Genomic DNA, 18534 nt, shown 5'->3' on the forward strand with positions numbered 1-18534 from the left:
AATCCTGTCACATCGGCGGCGATTACAACATCACCTACACCGACTGCTGGCAGTGCCATGAGACAGATTTCAACAATACGACGCAGCCGAATCATGTGAGTGCGCAGTTTGCACATGATTGCACGACCTGCCACACGACCACGACCTGGGTGCCATCGAGCTTCAATCACGCGCAGACGAACTTCCCGCTGACCGGAGCCCATGCATCGCAGGCCTGTGAGTCGTGTCACATCGGTGGTGATTACAGCATCACGTACACCGACTGCTTCCAGTGCCACGAGACGGATTTCAATAACACGACACAGCCGAATCACGTAAGCGCACAGTTTGCACATGACTGTACGACATGTCATTCGACAACATCATGGGTGCCTTCGAGTTTCAATCACGCGCAGACGAACTTCCCACTGACCGGAGCACATGCGACGCAGGCCTGTGAGTCGTGTCATATCGGAGGCGACTACAGCATCACGTATACCGATTGCTTCCAGTGTCACGAGAGCGATTTCAACGCGACCACGCAGCCGAATCACGTGAGCGCGCAGTTCGCGCATGACTGCAGCACCTGTCACACGACCACTGCGTGGGTGCCGTCCTCATTCGATCACGGACAGACACAGTTCCCGCTCACCGGAGCACACGCGACGCAGGCCTGTGAGTCGTGTCATATCGGAGGCGACTACAGCATCACGTATACGGACTGCTTCCAGTGTCATGAATCGGATTACAATGCGACGCAGAATCCGAATCATGCGGCGGGACAGTTCAGCAAGGATTGCACGACCTGTCACAGTCAGACAGCCTGGACGCCCTCGAACTTCGACCATGCGCAGACGAACTTCCCGCTGCAGGGTGCGCATGCGGCGGAGCCGTGTCAGTCCTGCCACGTTGGCGGGAACTATAACATCACGTATACCGACTGCTTCCAGTGTCATGCCGCTGATTACAACGCCACGCAGAATCCCGACCACGCGGCGGGACAGTTCAGCCAGGATTGTACGACCTGTCACAGTCAAACGGCCTGGACCCCGGCGACCTTCGATCACGCGCAGACGAACTTCCCGCTGCAGGGCGCACATGCGGCGCAGCCGTGCCAGTCCTGCCACATCGGTGGCAATTACACCATTACGTACGCGGACTGCTTCCAGTGCCATGAGACGGATTACAACGCAACACAGAATCCGGACCACGCGGCGGGACAGTTCAGCCAGGATTGCACGACCTGTCACAGTCAGACGGCCTGGACGCCTTCGAGCTTCGATCACGCGCAGACGAACTTCCCGCTGCAGGGCGCGCATGCGGCAGAGCCGTGCCAGTCCTGCCACATCGGTGGAAATTACAACATTACGTATACGGACTGCTGGCAGTGTCATGAGTCCGATTACAACAGCTCGGTCAATCCGGCGCATGCCTCGAACCAGTTCCCGCATGACTGCAGCACCTGTCATGACATGAACGCCTGGGCGCCTTCGAGTTTCGACCATGCCGCAACCGCGTTCCCGCTCACGGGCGCACATCAGGCGCGTCCATGCATCGACTGTCACACAGGCGGCAACTACGCGCTGACATATACCGATTGTTACCAGTGCCATCAGACCGATTATCAGAACACGAGCAATCCTCCACATGCGTCCAACCAGTTCCCACAGGATTGCACGACCTGCCATACCACCACCGCCTGGCAGCCTTCGACCTTCGACCACGCCAACACCGCATTCCCTATCACAGGTGCGCATACTTCAGCCACCTGTCTGGATTGTCATGTCGGTGGCAACTTCAACATCACCTATACCGATTGCTACCAGTGCCATCAGAGTGATTACAACCAGGCTACCTCGCCTGCGAATCACCAGGCCATGAATCTCAATCACGATTGCACCGTGTGTCACACGCAGTCCGCCTGGGAACCCGCATCAATCTTCCGCACCGCGCACAACGTCAACGCACCAACCGGTTTCCCGATATACGGCAGCGTGAAGCATAAGTATCAGGATGAGTGGAATAACTGTTCCGAGTGTCACACCACGAATGTAACGAGCACTTACTGCTGCACGAGCTGCCACGAGCACAGCAACAAGAATGAACTCGATAACGAACATCAGGGCGTATCGGGATACTCTTTCAGTAATTGCGTTTCCTGCGCCAACAGTGGCTGTCACCCCAACGGAAGGGAGCCATGACAGAGCAGGGCGGGTTCATGAAAGCGCTGGCGTTTTTCCTTTTCCTGCTGCTGTTCCCGGCTGCTGCGCTGCTGGCGCAGGACGACGGGACGCAGGAAGGTGGGATGAAAACGGTCGGGGGACAGGTGACGTACGTCACCAGTACGCAGGTCTACGGCAGCATCGGACGCAAGCATGGGTTGCGGGAAAACGACACGGTGCGTGTGCTGCAGAAAGGCAAATCCGTCGGCGTGCTCATGGTGGCGCACCTGGCATCGTCTTCGTTTTCCGCGAACATCCTCAGCAAGACGGGCACCATCGTCAAAGGCGACAGCGTCGTCGCCCGCGTGCCGCGCATCGTCGTGCCTCCTCGGACGGAACTCACCGGTGCCGACACCGCGAAAATGCGCACGGTGCAGCGCGAGGCGCCCCCCGCACTCGCAACGCTCGAAGCCGCTGCATCAGACAGCAGGGAATTCCGGATCCATGGACGTGTGTCCATGCAGTACTATGCATTGTTCAACAGCAGGATCAGCGGTGCGGCATTCACACAGCCTGCAGCCCGCGTCAACCTGATGATGGACAATATCATGGAGCTGCCGCTGCAGCTGCAGTATTACTCGAATCACCGCTATGACGCCCGCAGCGATGATGCACGCAGGGGAGTGACGCAGGACCGCTGGCGGCATCGCTTCTATCAGTTTGCGCTCAATTACGGGGAAGACGATGGTCCGGTGCGCGCGACCGTGGGACGTTTCGTGCCGTACACGGTGGGGGGAATAGGGACGGTGGATGGTGGAATGCTGCGCGTGCAGAACGATGCGTGGGAAGCCGGTGCCATTGCCGGATCGCAGCCGGGATATCAGAATTCGGAATTGAATTTCAGGGATCAGAAAGTCGCCGCGTACGGCGCCTACCGCAGTGGCGGGAATGCTGCGTATTTCAGGAGCAGCGCCGCGTTTGCACAGACGTACCGGGACGGTGCCGTCGACAGAGGGTATTTCTACCTCGTCAACAGCCTTTCGCTGGGCGGGAAAGTGACGCTGTATCAGAATGCGAGCCTCGACCTCTATGACGCGGACGATGGCAGCGGTCATTTCCAGCCGCATCTGACGGATTTGTACCTGTCCACAACCTGGCGTCCCATACGCTGGGTTTCCACAACCGCCTCGTATGCGAATCGCCGCAGCATTTTCTTCCTGCGCAGCTATGCAGGGATACCCGACTCCCTGTTCCGGGATGCGCGCCTGCAGAACTACAGGCTCAGTGCGGGAGTAAACATTCCCGGTGGCATGTACGCGTCGCTGACTGCGTCGCTTCGTACGCAGGACAACAGTTCGGAAACCGCACAATCGCTGGCGGGTAGGTTCACATGGTCGAATTTCCTTGAATCCCGCAGCAATGTGTACCTGCTCGGGAGCTGGGCCGACAACATATTCAATACGTCGACATCTTACGGACTCGAGATCAACAGGGATCTGCTCGAGGGATTGTACACCGCACTGCGTCTGCAGCAGTACCGTTATACCTACAGCGGGGACGGTTCCGGAGTCAATCGTACCACAGTCTCGCTGGATGCCTACTACCGGCTGAGCAGACTGTTTTATCTTTCGCTCAGCTACGAACATTACTGGGAAGGCGTCGTCACCAACGACAGGATTTACACGGAAATCAGCATGCGCCTCAGGTGAGGTGAAGCGGCGCAACAGCATGACTCGATGTTGAGACCTTGCGTCTGCGCTTCAGCTACCTGGCTTCGAGCCGTTTCATGATGAGGAATTCGGCGGTGAGGATGTAGTCGGCCGCAGTCGGGGTGTGTGGGAGGCCACCATAGTAATTCCCGGAGACAGGTTCAATCAGTTCCGGCAGCATTCCGTCATGTGCGTCGGCCTGTCGCGTCACTTCGGCGAACAGCGCTTCCGCCCGGGGGAGGTTGCCATTTGCGGCATAGGCACGAGCCAGACGCAGGGCGATCTGGGGACGCGCCTGCCGCGCGAACCAGTCCCCACCCGGCTCCGCGCTGTAGTACAGCGGCATGTCTTCGACGGCAAAACCGCGCTCGACGATATCGAGTGCCAGCGCAGCTTCCTTGCTGCCCCGCGGGAAGAGTCCCATGGTTATCGCATCGATAATGAAAGGGTGGAAAAAGCGACGCTGCACGGGAGACAGTGCATCCGCCTGATCCTGCGCGAGTATGTCGGCAGCAAGCGAAGCAACCGCATCCTCCGCCCGCTGCGCCGCCTGAGCGTAAAGGAAGCGCTTGAGATCGTCATGCATCACAGAGGCGTAACCGGACGCCAGGCGCAGGGAGCGTGCCGCGAGCAAGGTAGTCCACGGTGAAGGGAGGTCGGAGAGACCGGCGCCCCAGGGACTCTCGTCCTGCGCCAGTAGTCCCGCATCATCCAGCCTGTACATCAGCACATCAGCCACGAGCGATGAAAGCCGCGTCCAGTGTGGTGCGAGAAAGCTGCTGTCGGAAAACTGTTGTCCATCAATGATGGCGCCGCGCTTCCTTTCCTCACGCAATGCGTCGAAAGCGATCAGGTAGCGTGCCATGCCGTCATAACGCAGTACGGCATCATCGGCATTCTGCCACTGCCACTCCTCGCCCGTCCCGAAATACGCGGCGGGGGAGACGAGGTAGGGGAAGCCTACACCGTGCTGGGTGCCGAAGACATCGAAGAGCTTGTAGCGCTCATGTCCGGCAGCAGCGATGAAATCGAGTGCATGTTCCGCGGCATCGGCCATGCCGGCTCCGGCCAGTGCCTGAGCCGCCAGAAGGTGATCAGCGGCATGAGTCGCGGTGCGTGTGGGGGGCTGAAGGGCGGTGAGTATCTGTCCCTCCGCCAGACCGGGTTCCCGCACCTGGGTAGCGAGCAGGGTGCTGACGGCGCGGCGGTAGACGCGTTTCTCGGCGGGACGAAGGGATTCAGGAAGATAGCGCATGGTGGAAAGACGCCGTGTGCGCCGGGCGATTTCAGCATCGAGTCCGTACGCTTCTGCGCCACGTTCGAGAAATGCTTCCATATCGCGATCCACCAGTTCGGTGCAGCACGAATTGTACGCGAGAAGGTGATAGGTCATGCGGGAATCCGCTCCTTCCTCCTCGCGCTCTTCATAGCGCCAGTACGGGCGATCCATCACAAAAATTAATCCCGCTTCACGTTCATCTTCAGGACGCTGGCGCACGGCGACGACAAGGATGCGTTCGGCCGCATTGATCGGGTGATACCAGAATACTTCGCTGCCGAGGCTGCCCTGCGCGTGGCAGATGTCTGTTGCTCCGTAATACGAGAAGCTGTCAGGCAGCCACGCGCGCGTCACGCCGTCCGCATCCATGGTCAGTGAAAGCCGTGTCAGGATACGCTCCGTCGCAAGATCGGCATTGAAGCGCCCATAGGCATGCGGATGCGTCCAGAGTACCCGGCCACTGTCGCTGTCGATGGCTGAAACCATGACGCCGTTACTGATGAAATGCGGAGGAGTGAGTGGCGGTGCGTCAACGATTTCGTCGAGCACGCGGTGCATGTCCTGTGCGCGCACGATGCGGAAAATATTTCCCGTGATTCCGCCACGATCGCCGCGGTCGTAGACACGGACGGCGAGGAGATTGAATTCCTCACGAATGAAACGCGGCAGGGGATACACACGCAGCGATCGCAGTTCGGAACGCGCATCCGGAGGGAAGGAACCTGTTTTGCCGACGAGGACGCCGTTGAGAAAGGTCTCGTCGGCATCATCGACGCCGCTCATCACGAGCAGCAGGCTGTCATCGCGCATCGAGTCGGGGATGCGGAAACGCACGCGGTACCAGGCAAATCCGTCGACGAGGGGAAAACCATGCTGCTCCCAGGCACCAGGGACGGGAATGAAGTTCCAGTCTTCCTGTTCATCGATGTATTTCGAACGCCACACATCATCGTCACCGACGCGGAATGCCGCGAGTCCGCGCAGGTCAATGCTTGTGCTGTCCTGCGCCTCAACTGATTGGAGGGAAAAGGCGATGAGAACGAGAAAGAAGAAGGCGTGGCGCATCGGTCACCACCGTTCAAGCATGCTGTGCAGCAGTCGCGAAAAGCTGTCGGCGACGCGATCGGCCACCTCGGTAACCTCAGCATGGGAGACATGCTGAGGCATCGTGCTCGCCTTGTTGGTAATGCAGGAGAGCGCGAGTACGTCGAGTCCGAGTGCGCGCGCGGCAAGGATTTCGGGAAGGGTGGACATGCCGACGGCGTCGGCTCCGGCCATGCGGAAGAAACCGATTTCGGAGCGGGTTTCGTAGGTGGGACCCGAACAGAATCCGTACGTGCCTTCACGGAGTTCGATGCCTGTTGCTGCCGAAGCGCGGCGTGCGGCACCGAGCAGTGCGGGAGAAAATATCTCATGGCCTGGTGAAAGCGGGCTGGCGAGATAGCGCTCGAGTTCGAGTCCCATATGCTGCGTCACGGGAAGGGACAGCAGGTCGGTGATGAGCATGAAATCCCCGGCACGAAATGTCGGATGCAGGCCCCCGGCGGCATTGGTGACCAGCAGTTTCGAGGCCCCGAAATGCGAGGCGATGCGTGCGGGAAGCACGGCTTCTTCCGGACCGCGTCCCTCATACCCGTGCAGTCGTCCGCGAAACAGGAGCAGACGCTGCTCGCCGAGTTCGCAGAGTTGCAGTTCCCCCGCATGTCCCTCAACTGTTGAACGCGGGTAGGAGGGCAGATCCGTGGTCGGGATGCTGCGCAGACAGGGGAGATGCTGGCTGAAGCCGCCGAGTCCCGACCCCAGCACGACGGCGCCGTCGATGCTCCCATCGAGAAACTCACTGAGCGCCTGCTGCAATGTTCCGGGCAGGGCGTCGCCGATATGCGGTCGTTGCTGCATCAGAATCCTGTCAGTATTCCAGCGATGGTGGCTGTCATCATCGTCGCCAGGGTGCCGCCCAGCAGGGCGCGCAGTCCGAGACGACTGATGTCGGGACGACGTTCGGGGGCGAGGGGACCGAGTCCCCCCATGAGTATCGCAATCGAAGAAAAATTCGCGAAGCCGCAGAGGGCAAAGGCCGACATGGTGATGGCCTTGTCCGAGAACAGGCTTCCTGCCTTCAGCATTTCAGACATTTCGAGATATGCCACGAATTCGTTGAGCACGAGTTTGCTGCCCATGAGGCTTCCCACCTGGAAGGCTTCCGCCCAGGGAATGCCGATTCCGTACGCAAGGAATTGCATGACCAGGCCGAACAGCAGTTCGAGACTGAGTGGTTTGCCGAAGGTCGCGACGAGTGTGGTGTTGAGATCGCCGATGCGTCCTGCAAGTCCGAGCAGATAATTGGCCATTGCGATCAGGGCGATGAAGGCCAGCAGCATCGCCGCGATGTTGAGTGCAAGCTTGAGTCCATCCGACGCCCCGCTGGCGGCGGCATCGATGACGTTCGCTGCGTTTTTTTCGTGGGGAATATGCACGCGTCCGAGCGTCACCGGCTTCCCGGTTTCCGGGATGAGGATTTTGCTGATCACCATGCCTGCCGGAGCGGCCATGATACTTGCGCCCAGCAGTTGTCCCGCGAAACGCACCTGCGCCTCATGCACCGCGATGCCATGCAGTTCGGCGTATGAGAATCCGAGCATCTGCACGTATGCCGCCATCACGCCCCCTGCAATGGTTGCGAGTCCACCCACCATCACCGTCAGCAGTTCCGATTCAGTGAGGTCCTTCAGGAAAGGACGAATCATCAGCGGTGCTTCCGTCTGTCCCACAAAAATGTTGGCGGTGTTCGACAGCGTTTCCGCGCCGCTGGTACCGAGCAGCTTGACCATGATCCAGGCCATGCCCTGCACGATTTTTTGCATGATGCCGAGGTAGTACATGACGGACATCAGGGAGGCGAAGAAGATGATGGTGGGGAGTACCTGGAAGGCGAAGAAGAAACCGAGGGAGGCGGGCTGGCCGGGACTGATTGCGAGGTCGCCGAAGATGAACATGGCACCGTCGGTGGTGAATTGCAGCACCTTGACGAAGCCACGGCTGAGAAAATCGAATGCGACGCGGGGCCAGCCCAGTGGCGACCACAGGGCTGCGAGAGCTGTACCCTTGAGCACGAGGATGCCGAAAAACAGCTGCACCGAGAGTCCCTTGACCACCAGCGGCCACCGCACGCTGCGACGGCTGCGGGAAAAGAGCAGGGCGATACCGAGAATGAGCAGCATGCCCAGGAGTCCACGACCGATACTTTCGATCATCCGGCTTTCGTGACCTCCTCGAGATTGGTCGTAAAGCAGTTGCGGCAGCGGGCTTCGTAGGAATCGGCCGCGCCGACGAGCACACGGGCGTCATTACGTGTCACGCGCTGCGTCCTGTTCGCGGGATTTCCGCAGACCATGCAGATAGCCAGGGTTTTCGTGATGTATTCCGCCACGGCCAGCAGCTGCGGCATGGGTTCGAACGGTTTCCCGAGGTAATCCTGATCGAGTCCCGCCACAATCACCCGGTGTCCGTCATTTGCCAGTTTCTCGCAGACATCGACCAGGTCAAGATCGAAAAACTGTACTTCATCGATGCCCACGACATCCACATCACCGATGTTTTCGAGAATGTCGGCAGCGCAGCTGACCTGAATGGATGCAAGGGACACACCGCTATGCGACACGATGCGGTCTTCGGCGTAGCGGTTGTCAATTTCCGGTTTGTATATCGCTACGCGCTGACGCGCGATCTGCGCGCGGCGCAGGCGGCGGATCAGTTCCTCGGTTTTACCGCTGAACATGCTGCCGCAGATGACTTCAATCCATCCGGTATCTCGGGGAAGACTCTTGACGGGAATACTGTCGACCATGTGCTCTACATGCTGTAAATAATGGATATGGAGGTGCCGCGCAGCGGCAGGATCAACACGGAAACAATCGCCGCCGGCAGGAAGAAAAGTACAGCGATTTTTCTCCCGAATGAAATGCAGACGTGCAGTGGTCTGCCGTCGTGAGAAATCCCATTGCCGACTTGCAGAGGACGGCAAACATGCTGATATTTCCGTTACGACGAGAGCACATCCATTCGTGAAGAATATATACTCCATACTTACTCTCCTGCTCCTGCTTGTAGGACCCTCCTGCCGTTCGCTGTACGGACAGGAAGAGGTGTCGCTGTTCTATCTGCGTATCGACAGCGCGAGAACGTTTCTCGACACCGATCCTGTCAAGTCCGCCGCCATTGCCCAGCGGGCCTCGGCCATTGCCAGCAGGGACGAGCAGCGTCTCGAAGCCGCGGAACTGCGTGCACATGCGTTGGAACATGCAGGTGAGAATGTGATCGCGCTTTCAGCATTTGAGATGGCTGAAGGACTCTCACTTCGTCTCCATGACGCGCAGGCAAGGGGGCGGCTGCTGAACGGACTCGGCAGCGTCTATCGCAGTATGGGACGATATGATCAGTCACTCACCCTGCATCTCAAGGCGCTCTCGGTGTTCGATTCGCTCGGGAACGATCTCGGCCGGGCGCAGACCATGCACGACCTCGCGGAAACGCTGTTTGCCCTCGGACAGCTGCAGGAGGCGCGTCAGAACATCGACCGCTCCCTCCGCCTGCGGCTGGAACAGGACAACAAGCGCGGGATCGCACAGTCATACAGCAGTCTCGGCCGTCTGTATATGCAGTCCGGAGATATGGATTCCGCCCGTATCAGCTACACCCGCGCACTCGCGGAACTGAAATCCATCGGACTCCACAGTGCTCCGGTAGCGGAAAACTTCAGTCGTCTCGGCGATGTGTACCTGCGCATGGGTGATATCCGTGAGGCTCTCGATTCCTACAACCAGGCACTGTCCATTGCGGAAGCTGTCGGCAGCAGCAATCTCGCCGCGGAGATCAAAACGCATCTCGGACGCGGCTACCGCATGATCGGTGATCTGAAACGAGCCCGTGAAGCCCTGGCTTCAGCTGTGAAGCTGGCGGATGCCGGCGCAGTCGGAAGTGTGCTGGCCGAAGCGCTCGACGAAGCTTCGCAGGTCGAGAAACTTTCGGGCAATGATGACGCGGCATTCCGGCTGCTGCGCCGCTCGGTTGCCATTCGCGATTCAATGTTTTCGCTGCTCGATCGTGAACGTCTGGTCGAAGCGGAAAATCTGTATCGCAAAGAACGCAGCGGTATGGAGTTCAGGGATTTCGAGGAATCGCGCGAGCAGGATCTCCTGCTGTTCCTTCTTGTCGTTGCGGTTCTTTTACTCATCCTTGCCGGAATCGCCCTGTACCTGAGTCGCGTCAAAGCACAGGGCAGCAGGGAAATGGAGGCGAAGAGCAAGGAAATACGTGACATGAACGCCCGGCTGCAGACGCTCAACAAGGAGCTGGCGCAGTCCGAGGAAAAATACCGTATGCTCTTCGAGCGTCTTCCGGTCGGTGTCTTTCTCTACGACAATAGTCTGCAGCTCATCCAGGTCAATCAGGCCTTTGTCGATATCGTCGGCTCGACACGTGAACGCCTCGAAGGTTTTCAGATGACGGAGCTGAATGACGATCGCATCGTTCCCGCGCTGCGCAATGCCATCGAGGGCGAACTCGGTGCATACGAAGGGGAATACACAACGACGACAAGCCAGGTGCTCATCGACATTTCCATGCGCACTGCACCGCTGACATGGTCAGGAAGCAAGGCGCGGTATGGAATCGGCTTCATGCTTGATGTGACGAACTGGAAACGTATAGAACGCGATTTGATTGAGGCCAAGGAAATGGCCGAGATGGCTGATGGCATGAAGCACGCCTTCCTTACCAGCATCTCGCATGAAATCCGCACACCGCTCAACGTGATCATGGGATATTTCGGCATTCTGAAAGGCGATCTGCGCGACCGCCTGAGCGCCGATGAAATCGACCACTTCAACAAGGTCGACCTCGCGGTGCGGCGTCTGCTGCGTACCGTTGATCAGATTCTCAACCTTTCCATTCTCGAATCGGGCACCTACGCGGTCAGCAGGGAGGCATGTTCGGTTCTCGACATGATCATGGAGCTTGTTGAGGAAGTTCGTCCCCTCGCCGAGGATAAAGGACTGAAGGTGGATCTGATCCCATCCTGCGCGGATGTGACCGTGCATGTCGATCGCTACTCCATCGCGCAGGCGCTGCGCAACCTGCTCGACAATGCCGTCAAATTCACCGACGAAGGCACGATTCGCATCAGCCTCGAATGCCGGCACAGCGCATTGTCGGTCATTATCGAAGACAGCGGCATCGGGATGTCGGAAGAATACATCCAGCGCCTGTACCAGAGTTTCTCGCAGGAGGAAGGCGGGTATACGCGGGCGTATGATGGACTCGGACTCGGACTGACATTGACCAAACGCTATGTCGACGTGAACGACGGCAGCATCCTGGTCAAGAGCCGCAAGGGACTCGGTACGACTTTCACGGTGCATCTGCCTGTGGTATCCGAGGAGGAGAGGGAATCCGCACCGATACCCATCATCGACCCCGAACCTGCCAGGGAAGGCAAGGTGCATGTGCTCGTCGTGGAAGACGACATGGAGACGCAGAAATTCCTGCAGCTCATCCTCAAACCTCTGTACATGCTCTCCTTCGCTGACGACGCCATGGCTGCATGGTCCGTTCTTGAAAGTGAGGATATTGATATTATCCTCATGGATATTTCGTTGCGCGGTGATGAAGATGGACTACAGCTCACGCGACGCATCCGTCAGAATCCGGCCTATTCCGCGCTCCCCATCATCGCCGTCACCGCACACGCATTCGCAGACGATCGCCGACGCAGCCTCGAAGCAGGCTGTACCGACTATCTACCCAAGCCGTTTCGCATGAAACAACTGCGGGAAGTGATTACCCAGTACACATCCTGACTCCCTGGTGAGGAATGAAGAGAGCACTGCACTGACAGTGTCTGCAATGGATGTTTGCTTGAAAAAAAGAAATTCCTGGCTTATGGTCCTATAAAGGAGGCCGTATGAAAGACCGACCACTTAATCGCAGGGAATTCCTGGAACGCACCGGCAAAGCTGCTGGACTCGCCGTATTCGCATCAGGTGGAGCGTTTCTCCTCCATGAACCCGTACGCCATCCCTTCCGGCAGGAAGGCAGTGAAGTGCAGCGGCGTGACCTTCGGGCAAAAGGAAAAGACGCCAGACTGGCCATCGTGCGCGGATCGGAACAGTCGAAGGATCCCGCGCGCATGACTGCAGCGGCGCTTGCGGCGATGGGAGGGATGTCCGCCCACATACAGCCGGGTGAAGTCGTCGTGGTCAAACCCAACATCGGCTGGGATCGCAAACCCGAGCAGGCCGCCAACACGAATCCCGCTGTCGTCGGTGAGGTCGTCAAGCAGTGTTATGATGCCGGGGCCGCTCGTGTAGTAGTGACGGATGTCACCTGCAACGATGCCACGCGCTGTTTCAATCGCAGCGGCATTGCCGCCGCGGCGCGGGAGGCCGGGGCGGAAGTGCAGCTTCCGCAGGATGCGCATTTCCGGGAAGTGAATCTCGGTGGAGGAATGCTGGGAAAGCAGGAGGTATACGACATTTATCTCGAAGCCGACCGCTTCATCAATCTGCCCATCGCCAAGCATCACAGTCTGACACGTGCCACCCTGGGCATGAAAAATCTCTACGGCATACTCGGCGGCAATCGCAGTCGCCTCCACCAGGAAATCCATCAGAGCCTCTGCGACCTGGGCGCCTTCCTGCGTCCCACACTCACCTTGCTCGACGCCACACGCGTCCTTCTCCGTAACGGACCCCAGGGCGGCAGTCTCGCCGATGTCGAAGAACGTGGCATGCTGGTCATTTCCAATGATCAGGTGGCGCTCGATTCCTGCGGCGGCGAGCTGTTTTTCGATCTTGCGCCTGAGGACATGCCGTGGATAGCGCTGGCGGCGAAAGAGGGACTCGGCAGTGCGGACTGGCGCAGTTTGCCATTCGACGACATCACGATCTGATCCGCGGGCATGAAGACACCCAACACACGTTTCCGCACCTATCAGCGACTCCGCTGGCTTCGCCGCATTTCACAGGCGTTCTTCCTGCTTCTGTTTCTTTTTCTGCTGCTGCAGACCAATATCGGCGCGCTCGACTCGCCGGATGCCCTTCCGGAAATCTCGGCACCCGTCGATCTTTTCCTCGAACTTGATCCGCTCGTGGCCATCACCACGGTGATCAGTACGCATACGCTGTATCGCAACCTCTTTCTCGCGCTGATCGTCATTGTCGGTACGCTGTTCGTGGGACGCTTTTTCTGCGGCTGGGTGTGTCCGATGGGCACGATTAATCACATGATCGCGTATGTGCGATCCGGGGTCATGAAGGGGAAAAGGCGACTGGAGCGCAATCGCTGGAAACCGTATCAGAACATCAAATATGGCATTCTCGCCTTCATGCTGGCGGCGGCGCTGTACGGCTCGGCGCAGATCGGATTGCTCGATCCCATTGCGCTGCTGACACGATCGATGGCGCTGATCATCCTTCCCGGCTGGAATGTGCTGACGCATGACATCTATGCATGGAGCGTGCAGAGCAGCGGTCCTGCCGATTTCCTTCTCACTCCACTCGCCTGGCTCTCGCACCTGCTGTTGATCCGATCGAACGTCGTCGTGTTCGATCAGACTTTCCTGATACTGTTGCTGTTTGCCGGCATCCTGCTTGCAAACCGTTTCATTACGCGCTTCTGGTGCAGGGGACTCTGTCCCCTCGGCGCATTGCTGGGCCTCATGTCCAAAACCTCGATTCTCGGACTGGAAAAACACGCATCGCTGTGTACGGACTGTGGGAAATGCGGACTCAACTGCCAGGGTGGCGACAATCCCGAGCCGGGGGAGACATGGCATCAGACCGAATGCCATCTGTGCATGAACTGCGTCGCCAGCTGTCCCGAATCCGGTATTGATTTCCGCTTCTATCCTTCACGTGAGGAAAGCACGCAGGCGGTGAGCATCAAGCGTCGGACCGTGCTTGCTTCGGCGGGTGCCGGACTCCTGAGCATTCCCGTCCTTCGCGCAGCCACGCAGCCCGACGGCATCCCTGACCCCACGCTCGTGCGTCCCCCGGGTTCACTTCCGGAGAAGGAATTCCTTTCGCGCTGCATCCGCTGCGGGGAGTGCATGAACGTCTGTCCCAACAACGCGCTGCATCCGACCTTCATGCAGGCCGGTGCGGAGGGAATATGGTCGCCGATGCTCATGCCGCGCATCGGTTACTGCGAGCCCACCTGCGTGCTGTGTTCGCAGGTTTGTCCCACCGGCGCCATTGACGAACTCACTGAAACCGAGAAAGCCTGGGTGCCCGAAGCGGGGAAAGAGGAGACGGAGAATCCTCCGCTGCGCATCGGCACGGCATTCTACGACACGGGCCGCTGCCTGCCCTACGCCATGGCGAAAGAATGCATCGTGTGTGAGGAATGGTGTCCCACCACCCCCAAAGCCATTTACTTCGAAGAGCGCGAAGTACAGAACCGCGAAGGCGAGTATCTCTACCTGAAGCAGCCGCATGTCGATCCCGCGCTCTGCGTCGGCTGCGGCGCCTGCACCTACGCCTGTCCCGTCAAAGGCGCTCCCGCCATCACCATCAGCAGCGTCGGCGAAACCCGCAATCCCCGCAACCGCATCCTCCTTGACACCCACCGGAGCTGACATCCTATTGTGGTAGTTGTCTAACTTCCGTACGGAAATGCCGGACCAATTCCTGGCTTGACCAAAAAGAAAAGGGCTCGCATGCTATCTAATAGCAGCGAGCCCTGAAATGATGTCCAGCGGGGCGAACCCTATCGAGCCTACTCAGAGGCACTGGACCAATCTCATTCGCAAATTACTTTTCTGTATCTATATTGTCAAGTTAAAAAAACAGCTCAAGTGTTTCTGTTTGCTGTGCACTGCCCCAGGGCAGTTAACCTTTGCCCCGGGGCTGATGACCTTTGCCCCGGGGGGATTCACATTATATATTGATTCATGGTTGTGATGCGAGATGGCGCGAGGCCATATCCGCAACCTGCATAATTCCGAAAGGCACGGCAGCATATACATGACTAAATCCGTTGGTGTACTGACAGCGGGCGGCGACAGTCCCGGACTCAACGCCGCTCTTCGCGCGCTGGGCAAAGCCCTGGCCGGTTCCTACCAGATGAATCTCGTCGGTTTCCGCGACGGGTTTCGCGGACTCGTGGAGAACCGCATTATTCGTCTCGACAAGAACAATCTGTCGGGGATTCTTACGCTGGGAGGTACCATTCTGGGTACCAGCAGGGAAAAGCCGCATCGTATGCCCGTGGGCGGCAAGACGCTCGACATGCGGGATGTGATCGTCGAGAACTATCACAAGCATCATCTCGATGTGCTCGTATGCATGGGCGGCGGCGGCACGCACAAGAATGCCTGGAAGCTGGCGCAGAAGGGACTCAATATCGTCACGCTGCCGAAAACCATCGACAATGATATTGCAGGGACGGACATCACCTTCGGTTTCGATACGGCACTTTCGATCGCGACCGAGGCCATTGACCGCCTGCACAGCACGGCGCACAGTCATCACCGCATCATCGTGCTCGAAGTGATGGGACACAATACGGGCTGGCTGGCGCTCGGCTCGGGTGTAGCCGGCGGAGCAGATGTCATCCTCATCCCGGAAATCCCCTACGATCTCGACACCGTCGAAGCCAGTATTCAAAGGCGGAGCAGGGGAGGAAAGAACTTCAGTATTGTCGTTGTGGCCGAAGGTGCGCGTCCCACAGGCACCGAAGAAGGCGAAAGCGGCGATACCATGCAGCTCGCGCGTGAGCTGGAGAAGCGTACCGGACTCGAATCGCGCGTCACCATTCTCGGCCACCTCCAGCGTGGTGGGGCCCCCACGGCCTACGACCGCCTGCTCGCCACCCGGCTCGGTACCGCCTGTGCGAATTTCATTCATGAAGGGAAATACGGCATCATGGTCGCCTCGCAGGGAGAAGGTGTCGTCGCCGTTCCTCTCGAAGATGTTGTCGGCAAACGCAAATCCGTTCCCCTCGATCACCCGTGGATATTGAGTGCCCGGGGTGTGGGGACCTGCCTGGGAGACGGACGCACCCCCGGATAACCACTGCGCACACCCGGATATGCATTTCGCACACCCGGATAAGCGTTCCACACACACACACAAGTTGCTTTTTAAGCCTCATTTACCAATTATGCGGCAAAGTATTGATGTACTTGCGCATAACCGCTGCGCTATGTCGCAGCGAGACGGACCGATCCGAGCACGACCGGGAGACACTGGTGATAGAAGTCAAAAAACAGCGCCGCCTGAACAAGGAGCTCAAGCTTCTCGACGTATACGCAATTGCGACGGGCACGACGCTGAGCGCGGGCTTTTTCCTGCTTCCCGGCATTGCGGCAGCGCAGGCGGGGCCTGCCATGATTCTCGCCTACCTGATCGCCGCCATCCCGCTGATCCCCGCCATGTTCAGCATTGTAGAACTCGGCACGGCCATGCCGCGCGCCGGGGGAGTGTATTATTTTCTCGATCGCACACTGGGTCCCGTGACCGGGATGATCGGGGGACTCGGAACCTGGCTGGCGCTGGTGCTGAAAGTCGCCTTTGCACTGGTGGGCATGGGGGCGTATATCGGACTCTTTTACAGTGACCTCCCGATGACGGTTTTCGGAGTGGCGGTGGCCATCGCACTGGCAATCCTCAATATTTACGGGGCAGGGAAGAGCGGGCGTTTCCAGGTGTTTCTCGTGATTTTTCTGCTGGGCATGCTGGCCGTGTTTATCGGGGACGGGAGTGTGCATCTGCAGGCGGTGCGTTTCGAGGGCTTTTTCGATGCCGGCAGCGCCGCCCTTCTGTCGACTTCCGGACTCGTGTATATCAGCTACGTCGGCGTCACCAAGGTGGCCAGTCTCTCCGAGGAGGTGCAGAACCCGGAGCGCAATCTTCCGCTCGGCGTGTTCCTCGCGCTCGGCAGCGCCCTGGTGATATACGCGCTCGGGACCATCATCATGGTCGGCGTGCTGCCGATGGAGAAGCTCGCCGGAGATCTGACTCCTGTCGCCACGGCAGCGGAGCAGTTCCTGGGTCGTCCGGGTGTCGTCCTACTCAGTCTCGCCGCCCTCGCCGCCTTCATCTCCGTCTCCAATGCCGGGATGATGAGCGCATCACGCTATCCGCTCGCCATGGCGCGTGACCATCTCATGCCGCGCATCTTCTATCGTCTCAGCCGCAAGGGCACACCGGTCATTTCCATCCTTGTCACCCTCGCGGTGGTCGTGATCATCCTTGTATTTCTCGACGCAGCGGGCATCGCCAAGCTTGCAAGCGCCTTCCAGCTGCTGATGTTCGCCCTGGTGAACCTGGCGGTGATCGTCATGCGGGAAAGCCGCATCGACAGTTATGATCCCGGCTACCGTTCGCCGCTGTATCCATGGATGCAGATCCTGGGACTGCTGGCACCGATGGTGCTGATCGCGAATATGGGATTCATGAGCATTGTGTTTACGGTCGGACTCGTGGTTGTCGGGGTGGCCTGGTATTCCTGGTATGCGAAGGGACGCATCGGACGCACCGGAGCGATTTACCATGTGTTTGAGCGCCTGGGACGGTCGCGGTATGACGGACTCGATCAGGAACTGCGCGGTATCATGAAGGAAAAGGGCTTGAGGGATGAGGATCCCTTCGATCAGATCGTCGCACGCAGCATGGTCATCGATCTCAAGCAGCAGGTGACGTTTGAGAGTGTAGTCGACCAGGTGTCGGGCTGGCTCTCGCGCATCGTGCCGCATACAGCGGATGAAATCCGTCAACTCTTTATGGAGGGAACGCGCATCGGGGCAACGCCTGTTACCCATGGTGTGGCCCTGCCCCATCTGCGGGTCGACGGACTCGAGGAAGCAGAGATGATACTCGTCCGCGCGCGGGAAGGCATTCACATCTGTTTCAACAATCCCCTGACGGGCAAAGACGAGGAGGAAGACGTCGCAGCGACATTTTTCCTCGTCAGTCCCGAACGGAATCCCGGTCAGCATCTCCGTATCCTGGCACAGATTGCCGGACGCGTTGACGATGAGAATTTCATGAATTCATGGGAAAGTGCTGCCTCAACCGAAGAACTGAAGGAAGCCCTTCTGCATGACGAACGCTCGCTGCTGCTGACGATTCGCGATGCCGGGGAAACCGCACCGATGGTCGGACGCTCGCTGCGTGAACTGCAGCTTCCCGACGGCTGCCTGGTGACCTGGCTGCATCGAGGCGATGAAGTCATCGTCCCACGCGGCGGAACAGTGCTTGAAGTGGGCGACCGCATCACCGTCATCGGCGATCCCGCAGCCATGCGCACCTTTAGGGCCAATTATGTTGCGGGCAGTGCTCCCGCGCGGGGCTTTGCCGGACTGCGCAGAAAAATCTGACGACAGCTATAACATACTGACGACTGC

General features: G+C 58.7%; 11 protein-coding genes. 7 read left to right on the forward strand and 4 right to left on the reverse strand.

What is annotated here, in order from left to right; genetic code table 11:
- Both KQI65_16520 and KQI65_16525 read left to right on the forward strand, forming a co-directional pair.
- On the forward strand, positions 1-2180 hold a 2180-nt coding region (locus KQI65_16520), incomplete at its 5' end, for a hypothetical protein (GenBank protein MCB2206350.1).
- Positions 2177-3850 (forward strand): hypothetical protein, encoded by a 1674-nt coding sequence (locus tag KQI65_16525; GenBank protein MCB2206351.1) that lies wholly within the window; start codon positions 2177-2179, stop codon positions 3848-3850. The genes KQI65_16520 and KQI65_16525, both read left to right, overlap by 4 nt.
- A gap of 55 nt (positions 3851-3905) precedes the next feature.
- Here KQI65_16525 and KQI65_16530 read toward each other — a convergent pair whose 3' ends face one another.
- From KQI65_16530 to KQI65_16545, 4 genes are read right to left on the reverse strand one after another with little or no spacing between them, the layout of a single operon-like run.
- Positions 3906-6194 carry a hypothetical protein gene (locus KQI65_16530; GenBank protein ID MCB2206352.1) on the reverse strand — a complete coding sequence of 763 codons (2289 nt, stop codon included), beginning with the start codon at positions 6192-6194 and terminating at the stop codon, positions 3906-3908.
- Between the two features lie 3 nt (positions 6195-6197).
- Positions 6198-7028: a purine-nucleoside phosphorylase gene (locus tag KQI65_16535; protein ID MCB2206353.1), complete on the reverse strand. Its 831-nt coding sequence runs from the start codon at positions 7026-7028 to the stop codon at positions 6198-6200.
- Entirely contained in the window at positions 7028-8383 is a 1356-nt protein-coding gene (locus KQI65_16540; protein ID MCB2206354.1) for a NupC/NupG family nucleoside CNT transporter, read from the reverse strand. The genes KQI65_16535 and KQI65_16540 overlap by 1 nt, the downstream gene beginning before the upstream one ends.
- Positions 8380-8976, reverse strand: coding sequence for a thymidine kinase (locus KQI65_16545; protein MCB2206355.1), 597 nt, complete (start codon positions 8974-8976; stop codon positions 8380-8382). Before KQI65_16545 ends, KQI65_16540 begins: the two co-directional genes overlap by 4 nt.
- Before the next feature lie 217 nt (positions 8977-9193).
- On the opposite strand from KQI65_16545, the gene KQI65_16550 reads away from it, so the two are divergent.
- The 5 genes from KQI65_16550 to KQI65_16570 all read left to right on the forward strand — a co-directional run bounded on the left by KQI65_16550 (position 9194) and on the right by KQI65_16570 (position 18507).
- The gene (locus KQI65_16550) at positions 9194-11986 is read left to right on the forward strand and encodes a tetratricopeptide repeat protein (protein MCB2206356.1); all 2793 of its coding nucleotides are present in this window, start codon (positions 9194-9196) and stop codon (positions 11984-11986) included.
- A gap of 104 nt (positions 11987-12090) precedes the next feature.
- Positions 12091-13077, forward strand: a complete 987-nt coding sequence (locus KQI65_16555) for a DUF362 domain-containing protein (GenBank protein MCB2206357.1) — start codon at positions 12091-12093, stop codon at positions 13075-13077.
- A 9-nt stretch (positions 13078-13086) separates the two neighbouring features.
- The gene (locus KQI65_16560; GenBank protein MCB2206358.1) at positions 13087-14763 is read left to right on the forward strand and encodes a 4Fe-4S binding protein; all 1677 of its coding nucleotides are present in this window, start codon (positions 13087-13089) and stop codon (positions 14761-14763) included.
- A 388-nt stretch (positions 14764-15151) separates the two neighbouring features.
- On the forward strand, positions 15152-16198 hold the full coding sequence (locus KQI65_16565) for a 6-phosphofructokinase (GenBank protein ID MCB2206359.1): 1047 nt from the start codon (positions 15152-15154) through the stop codon (positions 16196-16198).
- Positions 16199-16305: 107 nt separating this feature from the next.
- The gene (locus tag KQI65_16570; protein ID MCB2206360.1) at positions 16306-18507 is read left to right on the forward strand and encodes an amino acid permease; all 2202 of its coding nucleotides are present in this window, start codon (positions 16306-16308) and stop codon (positions 18505-18507) included.
- Positions 18508-18534 lie beyond the last annotated feature (27 nt).

This window comes from bacterium, assembly GCA_020444325.1.
Lineage (GTDB): Bacteria > Bacteroidota > Ignavibacteria > SZUA-365 > SZUA-365 > BM516.